The sequence below is a fragment of the Paenibacillus paridis genome (assembly GCF_006345825.1).
Lineage (GTDB): Bacteria > Bacillota > Bacilli > Paenibacillales > Paenibacillaceae > Pristimantibacillus > Pristimantibacillus paridis.
The window spans coordinates 45,841-59,302 of the sequence record NZ_VCIX01000075.1 but is presented as its reverse complement, the minus strand read 5'-3'; the positions used below and the strand labels follow the sequence as shown (position 1 = coordinate 59,302).

Sequence of the window (13,462 nt, the reverse complement as noted above, 5' to 3'; positions counted from 1 at the left end):
GGCATCGCCTCATCAAAAATAGACCTATTCCCTCTGCTTCTGATGAAGCGGATGGAATAGGTCTATTTAATCGTTGTCGGATTTGTTGAACGCGCGCTTCCTCGCTTATTTCAATTGAGAGAATGCGAAGTTGATCGCTTCAATGGTCTCATCGATATCGGCCTCAGTGTGCGCGGTGGTGAAAAACCAAGCTTCGTATTTAGAAGGAGCCAGGTTAATGCCTTGATCCAGCATAAGCTTGAAGAAACGGCCGAACAGCTCCCCATCCGTGTCCTGTGCTTCATCGTAATTCGTAATCGGATGATCGCAGAAATGCGCCGAGAATGAGCCGCGAATTTGATTGATGGTAAGCGGGATGCCATATTGCCTTGCAGCGGCATGCAAGCCGATTGCCAGCTTGGTAGCGAGCGCGTTCATCCGGTCATAGATGCCCGGCTCCTGCAGCAGCTCCAGGCAGGCGATGCCTGCGGAGATCGAGGCTGGATTGCCCGCCATTGTCCCAGCCTGGTAGGCGGGACCCAGCGGAGCGACCTGTTCCATAATTTCGCGCCGGCCGCCATAAGCGCCGATGGGCAGTCCGCCGCCGATAATTTTGCCAAGTGCGGTCAGGTCGGGCTCAATCGCTTGATGGTCAGGGAAAGCGACGTAAGTTTGCGCAGCTCCGTAATGGAAACGGAAGGCGCTGATTACCTCATCGTAGATGACAAGCGCGCCTGCATCGCGGGTGAGCTTGCAGAGACCCTCCAGGAAGCCCTCGTGCGGCATAACCATGCCAAAGTTGCCGACAATAGGCTCGACCATCACAGCGGCTGTCTCGTGCCCCCAGCGCTCCAGTGCGGCTTTCAGAGCAGGCAGATCGTTAAACGGAACGGTAATGACCTCGCTGGCAATGCTCGCTGGTACGCCGGCGCTATCAGGAATGCCGAGCGTAGACGGACCTGAACCGGCGGCAACGAGCACAAGATCAGAGTGTCCATGGTAACAGCCGGCAAATTTAATGATTTTCGATTTTTTCGTATAGGCGCGAGCGACGCGAATCGTCGTCATGACGGCCTCCGTTCCTGAATTGACGAATCGAACCTTATCGAGCGAAGGAATCGCTTCTTTCAGCATGCGGGCTAGCTTGATTTCAAGCTCAGTCGGCGTACCGTACAGCGTACCGTCCTGAGCAGCGCGAACAATCGCTTCCGTAATATGCGGATGGGCATGTCCCGTAATAATGGGGCCATAGGCTGCCAAGTAATCGATGTACTTGTTATCGTCGACGTCCCAGAAATAGGCGCCTTCTCCTTTTTTCATAAATACAGGCGCTCCGCCGCCTACCGCTTTGTAGGAGCGGGAAGGACTATTGACGCCGCCTACAATGTGCTGCAGCGCTTCCTCATATAGCTTTTCGGAATTTGGTCGTTTTATCGTCATGATCATAAGCCTCCCAAGAATAAGTAGATGATAAGGAAACAAAATACACGCAACCCTAAATAACTGTTGCGTGTATTTGCCGTTTATTGTTTTGTGCTTGAATTACCTGCTGCACCACTGCCAGCGCCAGAGTCGTCGGAAGGCACAGGCGTTTCCGTTGGTACAGGGATGGTATCGTCCTGCTCCAGCGTCATTTGAACATAAGCGCGCAGCTCATCCTCATCCTTGATCCCGATAACGGATGCACCGCCGACGCGATCCTCTGCGATCAGTTCCATTGGCGGGATTTGAGTTGTGCTGGCTACGTGGCTTTTGACGCCGAGCTGGCCAAGCTTGAGCATATCAGGTACGCTGATGTTCATTTTGACGTAAGGCTGCACGCTGTCTAATATCTTCTTCATCCGAATAATGTTCCAAGTGGACTGAAGCTCCTTGGAGACCGCCTGCAGGAAGTTGCGCTGACGCTCCGTACGCGTAAAGTCGCTCATCGCATCATGGCGGAAACGAACGTATTGGAGCGCTTTGTCCCCATCAAGCAGCTGATAGCCCTGCTTGAGATCGATATCGTAGCGGTTTCCGTCTGCGTTATCGGTGTAATGCATATCCTTCTCGACATCGAAGTAGATGCCGCCGATTGTATCGATGAGCTGCTTAAAGCCCTCAAAATCGGTATAAACATAATATTGAATGTCGAGTCCCAGCAGGTCCCCAACCGTTTGCATGGCAAGCGGGTATTCGCCTAATGCGAGTGCCGTATTGATGCGGCCCTTGCCATGTCCTTCAATGCTGACATAAGTATCGCGCAGCACAGAGAACAAATGGGCCTTTTTGGTTACGGGATCGAACGAAGCGACTAATATGGAATCTGAACGGGCGACCTGGCCTTCATCAACGCCGCGGGCATCACCGCCAAGCAGCAAAATATTGACGCGCTCGGTACCTTCCCATTCCGGAATCGGTACGGGCGTTTCTTGCGCTTCCTCCGTGGGAGGCTTGGTCGCTTCGGGATCGCTAAAGTTGTCCAGCGCGTTATATACGCCTACCGACCAGTAAATCGCAAAGGCTATCGCCGCACCCAGGATAACCGATAGGCTGATGAAAAACCATTTCCATTTTTTTTTGTTTTTTGGTGCTTTCGGTGTCTCGTTCGTCTCGTTAGGCATTTCGTTAGACGTGCTCCTTTCAGATGCTGCTGAATCTTTTTGTCTCAACGATAAGAATGGAATTCTTATCGATCACCGCGCAAAGAGCTTTTTTCCGCAAAAGGAAGAAAACAGCCGTTTACGCTTGCAAAGCTGGTGGATTTCAATGTAAGCATGAGCAAGGATGGCATAGCGAAAGGTCCGCTTCTCAACTAAAACAAGAGGGCGGAGCCGGTTACGCTAAAAATATAAGAACGCATAAGACGATGCTTATTTCAAAATATAAGAAGAAATAAGTTTGGATGCTTACTCGATTTCTTATATTTCAAGCGAAGCGAGCTTTTACCGCCCTAGGACGGTTACAGCCGGATACGCTTGTAACTTATATTTATGAGCAAACGAAAGCTGAGGCAAAATAGGTAAGCTCAACCGTTTACGCTAGGCGTGAACTAATGTATGATTACATATCATAAAATTATAAAGCTGAACGACATGCAGAAGCAAGTTTTATCGTTTTAGGTAAATAAAGATCGCTATTTCCTAGGAAATGTCGATGCGAGAGGGGCTATAAGAACCACATGCTAGCTATTGATGTAAAGGATCTACGCAAGCAATTCAGCGTACAGAAAAACCGCGAAGGCTTATCCGGCGCACTCAAGGACTTGTTTAAACGCGAGTACAATGAGGTAACGGCGGTTAAAGATATTTCCTTTCAAATTCCGCAGGGCGAAATATGCGGCTATATTGGAGAGAATGGCGCCGGCAAGTCGACAACGATCAAAATGCTGACCGGCATTTTGGTTCCGACCTCGGGCGAACTGAAAGTGAACGGCTACGTGCCATTCAAAGACCGCGAGAAATTCGTCAACGGCATTGGCGTTGTATTTGGGCAGCGATCCCAGCTTTGGTGGGATATCGGCGTAATTGAATCCTTCCAACTGCTGCGCAAGGTATACCGTGTATCAGAGGCAGACTTCCGCAAACGGCTGAATGAACTGGTGGAGCGCCTGCAGCTTGGCGATTTGCTTAACAGGCCCGTTCGCAAGCTTAGCCTGGGCCAGCGGATGCGCTGCGAGCTGGTTGCTTCCTTGCTGCACAACCCGTCCATTTTGTTTCTCGATGAGCCGACCATTGGCCTCGACATTGTCGTCAAGACGGAAATTCGCGATTTCCTGCTGCAGATGAATAAGGAGCAGGGGACGACGATTTTGCTGACGACGCATGACTTGCAGGATATCGAAGCGCTTTGCTAACGGGTCATCATGCTCGATGACGGACGGATTATCTATGACGGAGGGCTGGACGATCTCAAGAATCGCTGGAGCAAGGGGCGCGAGATTCAGTTCCAATTCGCAGGCCATACACAGCTTGCGAAGCTGCGCGAGCTTACCGCTAGCCTGGATGTCTCATGGACGATGGAAAATGAAGTTACAGCAAAAATGTGGCTGCCGCATACCGTTAACGTATCGGACGCGCTGGCTTCCGTAGTAGGCGGTGTCGAAATTCGCGACATTAAAATTATTGAAACGAACACCGACGATATTGTCCGCAGCATTTATTCCTCAGGCTCCGCTTCCACCTCCAAGGAGACGACCGTATCATGATGAGTGCTTATATTGATTTTATTCGGATACGGTTCATTATGATGCTGGCTTACCGCGTTAATTATTATAGCGGCATCATTATTTATGCCATTAATATCGGCGCCTATTACTTTCTATGGCAAGCGATTTATGGCGACAAGGAGACGCTGGCCGGCTTCACCGTCACTCAGATGACGACTTACGTAGCCGTATCCTGGATGGCTCGGGCGTTTTATTTCAACAACCTCGACCGCGAAATTGCCAATGAGATTCGTGATGGCAGCGTATCGGTCCAGCTCATAAGGCCGTACTCCTATCTGTTTGTGAAAATGATGCAAGGCTTCGGCGAGGGCTTGTTCCGGATGCTGCTGTTCATGGTTCCCGGCATGATTATTGTCTGCCTGATCTTCCCGGTGACGCTGCCAACAGATCCGGCAACGTGGCTTATTTATCTGGTCATGCTATTCTTCAGCTTTCTTATTAATTCGCAAATCAACATTTTGACTGGCTTGTTCGCCTTTTTCGTAGAGAACAACGAAGGCATGATGCGGATGAAGCGGGTTATGGTTGATTTGTTCTCGGGCGTGGTCGTGCCGATCGCTTTTTTCCCGGGCTGGCTGTCCGCGATCATGCAGTGGCTGCCTTTCCAAGCGATTACTTACTTGCCAAGCTCCGTGTTTACAGGCCGTACGCCTAGCAGCGAAGTATTGCATGTGTTCGGTATACAACTGCTTTGGTTTGTGGGACTATTAATTCCGATCTGGCTGACGTGGCGTTCCGCGCGCAAGCGGCTGTTCGTGCAAGGGGGCTGATCCAGATGAGATACGCATCATTATTTTGGGAATATATTAAAAACTATGCGAAAACAAGGCTGACCTATCGGGCGGATTTCTGGATTGAGGTGCTCTCGGATTTATTGTTCCAAGGGATGAACCTTATCTTTATTTTAATCGTATTCCAGCACACGCCGTCGCTTGGCGGCTGGTCGGAAGCTGAGGTTGTGTTCGTGTATGGCTTCTTCATGATTCCGTATGGCGTGTTCAGCACTTTCTTCAGCATCTGGAATTTCAGCGAGCGTTATATTGTCAAAGGCGAGATGGACCGGGTGCTGACGCGTCCGGCGCACAGTTTGTACCAGGTGCTGCTCGAAAACGTAGATCCGCCATCCTTGATCGGCTCCTTCGTTGGCGCCATCATCATGGTCCTCTGCTGGACGCAGCTTGGCCTGCCCTTCGAAGTATGGGACCTGCTTATTTTGCTGCTGCTCATCCTGGGCGCCGTGCTCATTTATGCAGGCCTTTATACGGCGCTTAGCGCGATATCGTTTTATTCGGATGCACCGACCGGCATCGTTCCGCTCATGTACAATATTCAGAACTATGGTCGTTACCCGGTGAACATTTATAACAAAATGATCCGCTTTGTGCTGACCTGGCTGCTGCCATTCGCCTTCGTTGGGGTTATACCGGCATCCTACTTTCTTGAGAAAAAAACGGATGATCTCTCGCAGCTTGCGCTCTTTACGCCTGTCATGGGCATTATCGTCTTCTCGTTAGGGCTATGGCTATGGAACCATGGCGTAAAACGTTACCGCGGGGCAGGCTCATAACCGACATGCAGGGATAGCTATGCTTAGACGCAAAAATGATTAGTTTCTGGAGGATTTAGAAATGACACAGCTGCCTATCGGAGAGCCTGTACCGGATTTTACGCTGCCGGCCTCAAATGGTGAACAAGTTACGCTTAGCGATTACCGCGGCAAAAACGTCGTTCTTTACTTTTATCCCAAAGATATGACGACAGCCTGCATTCAAGAGTCCTGTGACTTTCGAGACGCGAACCAGGAGATGCTGAGCCTGAATACGGTTATTTTGGGCATAAGCCTCGACACGGTCAAATCGCATCAAAATTTTATAGCCAAAAAAGAGCTGCCCTTTCTGCTGTTAGCCGATACAGAACACGCCGTGTGCGAGCTGTACGGGGTTTGGCAGCTGAAAAAGCTGTATGGAAGAGAATATATGGGGCTTGTCCGCTCGACCTTCCTAATAGACACAGCTGGCAAGCTGGTGCAGGAATGGCGAAAGGTACGCGTGAAGGGTCATACGCAGCAGGTACTGGAGGCCGTTCAGCAGCTTTAATCTTAAGAAATAGAGGTCAAATCAATCGTATACCAACCCAAATTCCGCTGACAGCTGTTGGCGGTTTTTTTGTCGTTCGCCTGTCTAAAGTCGCGCTGTATGTGCGACAAAGGTCTAGGCGAGGATACATTCTCCAGACCATTATGCGGCTCATCTGCAACCCTTACAATAAAACTCGTAGGTTTAACTTGGAAAAAATAAACAAGTCAGTCATTTGAAAGCGGAAATGGAGAGGGAAACATGAAATTTTTTACGAGCTTTTCATTAAGGAATCCGGTCGCGATTATTCTGTTGGTGATTTTAATCGCTGCTGGGGGAGTGTACGCTACCCTAGGTTTCAAGCAGGAGCAGCAGCCAGAGGTTACTTTTCCGGGCATCATGGTGTCTGCGGTTTACCCAGGAGCTGCGCCTAATGAAGTGATGAATCAGGTCACACTTCCGCTAGAGAAGGTGCTGCGCAACATGGAAGGCGTTAAGAGTGTAACGTCCCAATCAGCGAACAGCATATCGATGCTTCAGCTGGAATTTGGCTACAACGATGATATGAAGGAGAAGCAGGCCGAAGTTATTCAGGCGATTGGGGAGGCTGACTTGCCAGAGGGAGTCGCTAAGCCGAAGGTGCAGTATTTCTCGACAACCAATCAACCCATTATGTATACAAGCGTGGCTGCCAAGGAAGGCGTGACGGAAGAGCAGCTCACTGCATTCGTCAAAAACTCGCTGCTTACCGATTTGCAAGCCATCGAAGGCGTAAGCGATGTTCAACTTGTCGGACTGAAGGATGACGGCGTGTATATAAGCTTGGATGCTAAGAAAATGGCTGATAAAGGCATTACATACGATCAAATTATGGCTGGCTTGCAAGCAAACAATCTCAGTGTGCCTCTCGGAGAGGCTACGATTGGCAAGACGAAGCTGCCTGTATTCGTCCAAGGAGATCTGCGCTCGATCGAGCAGTTGAAGGCATGGCGTCTTTCGCCGACTGGCGACGTCAAGTTGACCGATATCGCAGACATTACGCAGGGCAAGGAGCTTAGCGTGATCAACCGGACAAATGGGAGCCCAAGCGTGTCGCTGAACATTGTAAAATCCGGCGATGCCAATACGGTGGAAGTGGCTGACAAGGTTCTTAAAGTATATGAAAACGCCGAGAAGGACGGTCAAGTGAAATCGCTTATTATGTATAACCGTGCAACGGATGTAAAGGAGTCGGTAAATACATTGGCTCGGGAGGGAGCGCTTGGAGCGCTGTTCGCGTCGATCCTGATTTTGTTCTTCCTGCGTAACTTCCGGGCTACGCTGATTGCGATCGTATCGATCCCGCTATCGATGCTGATCGCGATGATTTGTTTGAAATATTTTACGGACGTGACACTCAATATTATGACGCTTGGCGGCTTAGCCGTGGCAACCGGGCGGGTGGTGGACGACAGTATCGTCGTCATTGAGAACATTGTGCGCCGCATGCGGGGCGAGAAGATTACGAAGGATTTAATCCTATCGGCAACCGAAGAAGTTGGCCGGGCAATCACCTCCTCTACGATTACGACCGTGGCGGTATTTGCGCCGCTTGGGCTGCTGCAAGGCATGATCGGGGGCTACTTCCGTCCCTTCGCATGGACCGTTGGATTCGCGCTGCTGTCGTCGCTCCTAGTGGCGCTGACGGTTGTGCCGCTTATGGCATGGGCACTCATGAGAAACGCCAAGCTGGCGGAACCGAAAGAATCGGCGATGAGTCGCGGCTACAAGCGTGTGCTGCAATGGTCGCTAGGCCACAAAACCATTGTGCTGGTCATCTCGTTTATGTTGTTCATCGGCAGCCTTGTGCCGATCTTTGCCGGTAAGGTTGGCGTGATCCTACTGCCCGAGACGGAATATAAATACATGTTCGCAACGCTTGAAATGCCAAAGGGAACAAGTCTAGCGGCTCTGGAGGCAGAGGCTGGCCGATTGGATGGAATGATTCGGGAGCATAAGGATGTAGAGAATACGAATGTAACCATTGGCGGCAGCTTTGGCGGCGGCGAGGGTGCGGACAATAAGGTAGATTGGTTCATCGGGTTTGATTCCGAAGCCGATATGGATGCGTTTATCGACGATATGGGTACTCAGGCGAGCGTGTCTGAAGGCAGCGAATTCAGCCTGATGAAGGATGATATGAGCGGCGGAGGAATGATCGCCGTAACGGTAACCGGTTCGACGACGGCAAGCGTTCGAGAGGCAACGGAGCAAATCACGGAGGCTGTCCGTCAACTGAACGGAATTGACAAGGTTAGCAACAACCTGCAGGATGGGACGAAAGGGATCGCCATTGAGATCAGGCAGGAGGATGCGAATAAATATGGGCTTTCAGCCGCCCAGGCATCGTTCATGCTCCGCCCATTCTTATCCGAAGCGATAGCGGGACGGATTGGTGACGGATCAAGCACAAGCGATCTTTACCTCGCATTAAGCGGTGAATCCATGGCTTCGACGACCGATATCGGCAATCTCAAGCTGCAATCGCCGCTCGGTGACACGCTTGCGGTCAAGGATATTGCCGATGTTCAAGAGGTACAGCTTCCGAACACGCTGCAATACAAGAACGGAGCGGAATTTGCTACGGTGTCGGCACAGATTACGGATAAGAATGTGAACAAAGTGAATCAGTCGCTGGAGAAGGCACTAGAGCAGCTCACGCTGCCGACAGGCGTCGACTATTCCCTTGGAGGCAGCAATGAGGATGTACAGACGATGATGCAGGATATGCTTATGGCGATGCTTGTCGCCGTTGGCATGGTCTATATCGTGATGGTCATTGCATTTAGAGAAGGCAGAGCGCCGCTCGCCGTATTGTTCTCCCTGCCGTTTGCCCTTATCGGCGGCTTGGTGGGAACGATGATTGCCGGCGAGCCGATCTCGGTATCCAGCATGATTGGCTTCCTGATGCTGATCGGGATTGTCGTTACGAATGCTATCGTTCTGATTGAACGAGTCCAGCAGCAAACCGAGCATGGCATGAGCATCCGCGATGCACTCATTGAAGCGGGGGGCACGCGATTGCGTCCGATCTTAATGACCGCAATAGCGACCATTTGCGCACTAATGCCGCTTGCGATCGGCTTAGGGGGCGGAAGCATTATTTCCAGCGGGCTTGCGATTGTCGTGATTGGCGGTCTAGCCAGCTCGACATTGCTCACTCTGGTCGTCGTGCCTGTCATGTATGAGCTGCTTTATTACAAACGCTCGCGTAAGCAGCGGATGAGCAGCGGCACAATGGATGCGGCTGCTTAGGAATCGCTTTTCATTTGGGAATATTTATGGCGTAAATCCGATCTTCCGTGCAACATTATGGCATTCGCAGAAGTCCATTCTGTAAGGGGGTGGGGATTTGAACAAAATCATCGGCGGCATGTTCGTTCTGCTCATCGGATTTACGCTTTTCTTGACACCGGCCTATGCGGACTGGGCAAAGTCATTTGTTGTTTTTGACGGAGGAAGCTATGCGATTTCCGATATTGAGCTTGAAGCTAGCCAAGTAGGCTCTGTTATTGGCAAGGTTACAAAATATTCCGATACAGAAGGCACCTACTCAGGTAACTTCTCAAACCGGTTTCCTAAAGGTACATCCTATTACAAAATCAATGATTTGGCGGTTGGCGAGGCCATAGCCGTCGGAAACGGCGAAGGCAAATGGGTAAAAGCGTTGTACGATGGAGAATATGCGGGCAAGGGACTCAGTTGGAAACAAGTGCTGACCTATGTTTTCGGAGGTTTTTTATTGCTCATGGTGTTTTTATTTTTTCAAAATACGTTAAGAAAAAAGAACAGAAGATAATTTGTACAGCTTCCCCCTGCAACTTTTACAAAAAATGGACGTTAGTATAGCTGAATACTTCCATTTATTTGTAAGATGAAGGGATTGATTTGAATTGAATAGAAAATGGATGTTTACCGTATTTCTTATGGCATTCGCACTGATCCTGCCTCATTCTGTAAGTGCAGCAGCGCCGCCTGCCTATGAATTTGTATGGAACGAGAATGATGAACGGTTGATTGGGGGGCCTGCTCTGATCAAAAATGGCGTTACCTTTGTTCCTATGGAGCTTGTGACGAAGACAGCGGGACTTGATTTAAGCTGGGATGCCACCGGGAAGCGTGCGCAGTTCAGCGGCTGGCAAAAGTCGTTTGCGGTTCGAATCGGCAGTCTTACCGCTATGCTGGATGGCAAAAGCGTTAAGCTGGCTGGAGCTCCGTTTGTTAATCAAAAAGAGCTCTATTTGCCTGCTCGTTTCGTAGTTCAAGCGCTTAACGGAAAAAACGTTACGAAGGACTCCAAAACAAACACAATCAAGGCCGATCATTTGCAATCGTTTAAGCAATATGTAAAGGTCTATGACAATCTGAAATACACCGTTGTGGGCAAAACCGGCACACTTTATGTGACGGACAGCAAGGGAACGCAGCATGAGCTTGCCAAGTTAGGAGCTCCCATTAAAGAGCAACTATCATTCCGCTTTGAGAAAACGGAGGGTGGGCTGCTATTGCTCAGCCTATCGGATCATTTTGGTTCGGGGGTGCTTTTTAGTCAACAATTCACACTCGTTATAAAAGATGGTGCGGTTTTGCAGCAGGCCAGCGTGCTCTATTGGAATCGAATGGATACCAATGCTACACAAGGGAACGGCCAATTGCTGTTAAACGAAGGCAAGACGCTGAGAGTGCTGGAGGATGGGACAGGCAAAGCGCTGGAGACGATTAATTTGGAGGAGCTTGGCGGGGAGAAAGATCATTATTACGTCGAATATTTTGCTAAGGACGTCCTATTGCTGCGCGCCAGCCAAAAAGGGATATTAATGTTGGTAGACAGAGAATCCGGAAATAGCACTTTTTTATACAAAACTTTTTTTGACAAGAAGCAGCAGGAATTGGTGGAAAAGAATCAGGCATCGTTTCCCGGTGACTTTCTGAAGTTTGTGCAGCGGGAAGGCAATACCCTCTATTTCAAAAATGAGGATTCAACCACTAATGATCAAACAAGCTATAGTATAAATATTGTTCAGTAAAGAGGAGTTTAGAATGGATTATCAGAAGCTAAGCAAGGAGTTGTCTTACATCCTCAGGCATGCGCCTTGGAGTTTGGGACTGGAATTGGATGAAGAGGGCTGGGTTCGAATTGACCATTTAATAGAGGCGATGCAAGAGCGCAAGCCTTGGGAACAGCTGCAGGAAAGCGATTTGGTGGCTATGATCGATGCCATCCCGAAAAAACGGCATGAGCTGGCAGCAGGAAAAATAAGAGCGATCTATGGCCATTCCGTGCCGGAGATTATCGTACGGGAACGAAAAAAGCCCCCGGAGGTTCTTTATCACGGAACATCACGCGAGCTTCAGGGACAAATTATGACCAACGGGCTGCGGCCGATGGCGCGGCAAAATGTCCATCTGTCGATCGAAACCGCAACAGCGATGAATGTCGGCAGACGAAAGGATCGGCAGCCGCTTCTGCTGCGGATCGATGCGGAGCGCGCATGGCAGGCGGGCATTGCCTTTTACCAGGGGGATGAAGTAGTTTGGCTGGCGGATCATATTCCGGCTGAATATATAAGGGTTGACGGAGTTTAGAGCTAATGATGGTTGAGCAAAGCCATGATTGGCTTTTTTTTAGGGCGGATGGAATCTTTCGATCGGAAAAAGCATTGTCCTGTCATTTACTAGATTAGCTGTTCATATAATCTATCAGAATGAATGTAGTGGTTTATTCAAAGGTAGAGAAGGGTGGCAGAGATGATGCGGCGTATGATGAAGGCGGGAGTATGCACGTTGGTAGTATGGTTTGGTTTGTTTGGGCTTGGAGGCCCTGCCTTATATAGCGGGGATGCCGCTAGTGAACGTGAGGTCGTTCAGGCAAGCGCGGGCATGGGTCCAATTGCCGAATCCGGAGCCAAGCCGGTTCTTATCGAGCAGATATCCTATGAACCAGGTAAACCATCGGAGGGGGACGCGTTTCCTGAAGCTGCGAGCCTCTCTGAAAATAATAAAGCTGCAGCTGCACCGCAAGAGCAGGAGCAGAAACAAAATCAGAAACAGAACGAGAAGCTGCTGTACTTGACCTTCGATGACGGGCCTAGCGAAAACACGAAGCAAGTGCTGGATATTTTGAAGCGGGAAGGGATTGCTGCGACGTTTTTTGTTTTGGGTGAACAGGTGCTGAAGCAGCCGGAAATAGCTAAGCGAATTGTAGCGGAGGGGCACGCCATAGGCAATCATACCTTTAATCATAAATATGACCGTTTGTACGGCAGCTTTGCAGAGTTTGCTGGTCAAGTTATGAAAACGGATGAGGCTATTTATAAAACGCTGGGCATAAGGACGACGTTGTTTCGAGCGCCGGGCGGTACCTATAGCAATTTTGACCAAGGCTACTTTGATGCGATGGCAGAGGCTGGCTATCAGGTGCATGATTGGAATGTGGACAGCGGCGATTCCAAGCGGGTAGGCGTGCCAGCGGCCGAGATTTTATCCACGATAAAAAAATCAAAGCTTGCTGCCACATTAAATGTGCTGCTCCATGACGGCAAGGGGCATGCGGAGTCCGTTAAGGCTTTGCCTGCGATTCTGAAATATTACAAGAGCAAAGGCTACACCTTCGTCCCACTTACAGATCAAGTGAAGCCTATCCAATTTAACGTTGCGAAGCAATTGAAGTGGGACAGAGCCAAAGTATCCAAGCCGGAGAAACAAAGCCTTATCGCGTTCTCGGAGAAGCTTGGCAGGAACAGCTTGTTAGGGCAAGCGGAGCCAAATGCGCCGAGCTTGATTTTGCATCGCGGGGAACAACGCTTGGAGCTTAGCAAGGAGGAATACCGTCTAAGAAACGGCTCGATTGAGGTTCCCTTGCTCAAGTTATCGGAGTGGGTAGGCGGCATTACGAAGCTCGATTTGGAGCATGGAATCATAGAGGCTTATTACGATGGCAATCAGGTACTGAAGTTATCAAGCCAGACGGGTAAAATGACGGTCGAGCAGTCGGAGCGAATGGCTGTGCCTGTGCGCGCGACGCTAGAAAAGTTCGGAATCATCATCACAAGTGTTGTCTATAACGATCAGCAACGGGAAATTTGGTTGTCAGCGTAAAGCTGGCACCTCTAGCAGGTCTAAATTGAGAGAAAGCTGGGGACACTGAAAAATAGATAGATTT

10 protein-coding genes and 1 pseudogene are annotated in these 13,462 nt (G+C 49.8%); 9 read left to right on the top strand and 2 right to left on the bottom strand.

All coding sequences use genetic code 11. The features are described 5' to 3' along the window. Positions 1-105 precede the first annotated feature (105 nt). Entirely contained in the window at positions 106-1,419 is a 1,314-nt protein-coding gene (locus FJQ58_RS06515; protein ID WP_139991617.1) for a glutamate-1-semialdehyde 2,1-aminomutase, read from the bottom strand. Between the two features lie 83 nt (positions 1,420-1,502). Further along, positions 1,503-2,582, bottom strand: coding sequence for an LCP family protein (locus tag FJQ58_RS06510; protein ID WP_139991616.1), 1,080 nt, complete (start codon positions 2,580-2,582; stop codon positions 1,503-1,505). A 557-nt stretch (positions 2,583-3,139) separates the two neighbouring features. Between FJQ58_RS06510 and FJQ58_RS06505 the strand changes: the two are divergent. The 9 genes and pseudogenes from FJQ58_RS06505 (at position 3,140) to FJQ58_RS06465 (ending at position 13,398) form a co-directional block, all read left to right on the top strand. Then, positions 3,140-4,165 (top strand): annotated as a pseudogene (locus tag FJQ58_RS06505) (ABC transporter ATP-binding protein). Continuing rightward, positions 4,162-4,956 carry an ABC transporter permease gene (locus FJQ58_RS06500; protein WP_139991615.1) on the top strand — a complete coding sequence of 265 codons (795 nt, stop codon included), beginning with the start codon at positions 4,162-4,164 and terminating at the stop codon, positions 4,954-4,956. The pseudogene FJQ58_RS06505 and the gene FJQ58_RS06500 overlap by 4 nt, the downstream one beginning before the upstream one ends. Positions 4,957-4,961: 5 nt before the next feature. Continuing rightward, positions 4,962-5,753 carry an ABC transporter permease gene (locus FJQ58_RS06495; RefSeq protein ID WP_139991614.1) on the top strand — a complete coding sequence of 264 codons (792 nt, stop codon included), beginning with the start codon at positions 4,962-4,964 and terminating at the stop codon, positions 5,751-5,753. Between the two features lie 61 nt (positions 5,754-5,814). Further along, on the top strand, positions 5,815-6,282 hold the full coding sequence (bcp, locus tag FJQ58_RS06490) for a thioredoxin-dependent thiol peroxidase (RefSeq protein WP_139991613.1): 468 nt from the start codon (positions 5,815-5,817) through the stop codon (positions 6,280-6,282). Positions 6,283-6,522: 240 nt separating this feature from the next. After that, complete coding sequence (locus FJQ58_RS06485; protein WP_139991612.1) at positions 6,523-9,555, top strand: efflux RND transporter permease subunit; 3,033 nt, start codon at positions 6,523-6,525, stop codon at positions 9,553-9,555. Positions 9,556-9,652: 97 nt separating this feature from the next. Then, on the top strand, positions 9,653-10,099 hold the full coding sequence (locus FJQ58_RS06480) for a hypothetical protein (protein WP_238403858.1): 447 nt from the start codon (positions 9,653-9,655) through the stop codon (positions 10,097-10,099). Positions 10,100-10,193: 94 nt separating this feature from the next. After that, complete coding sequence (locus tag FJQ58_RS06475; protein WP_139991611.1) at positions 10,194-11,327, top strand: stalk domain-containing protein; 1,134 nt, start codon at positions 10,194-10,196, stop codon at positions 11,325-11,327. A gap of 13 nt (positions 11,328-11,340) precedes the next feature. Beyond that, positions 11,341-11,886 (top strand): RNA 2'-phosphotransferase, encoded by a 546-nt coding sequence (locus FJQ58_RS06470; protein ID WP_139991610.1) that lies wholly within the window; start codon positions 11,341-11,343, stop codon positions 11,884-11,886. Between the two features lie 198 nt (positions 11,887-12,084). Then, a complete protein-coding gene (locus tag FJQ58_RS06465; protein WP_162341351.1) occupies positions 12,085-13,398 on the top strand; it encodes a polysaccharide deacetylase family protein in 1,314 nt (437 codons plus the stop codon). Positions 13,399-13,462 lie beyond the last annotated feature (64 nt).

Excerpts from the sequence above, each read along its gene's own strand:
- FJQ58_RS06515 (WP_139991617.1), bottom strand. The coding sequence starts at position 1,419 with ATGACGATAAAACGACCAAATTCCGAAAAGCTATATGAGGAAGCGCTG.
- FJQ58_RS06510 (WP_139991616.1), bottom strand. The coding sequence starts at position 2,582 with ATGCCTAACGAGACGAACGAGACACCGAAAGCACCAAAAAACAAAAAA.
- FJQ58_RS06485 (WP_139991612.1), top strand. The coding sequence starts at position 6,523 with ATGAAATTTTTTACGAGCTTTTCATTAAGGAATCCGGTCGCGATTATT.
- FJQ58_RS06470 (WP_139991610.1), top strand. The coding sequence starts at position 11,341 with ATGGATTATCAGAAGCTAAGCAAGGAGTTGTCTTACATCCTCAGGCAT.
- FJQ58_RS06495 (WP_139991614.1), top strand. The coding sequence starts at position 4,962 with ATGAGATACGCATCATTATTTTGGGAATATATTAAAAACTATGCGAAA.
- bcp (WP_139991613.1), top strand. The coding sequence starts at position 5,815 with ATGACACAGCTGCCTATCGGAGAGCCTGTACCGGATTTTACGCTGCCG.
- FJQ58_RS06500 (WP_139991615.1), top strand. The coding sequence starts at position 4,162 with ATGATGAGTGCTTATATTGATTTTATTCGGATACGGTTCATTATGATG.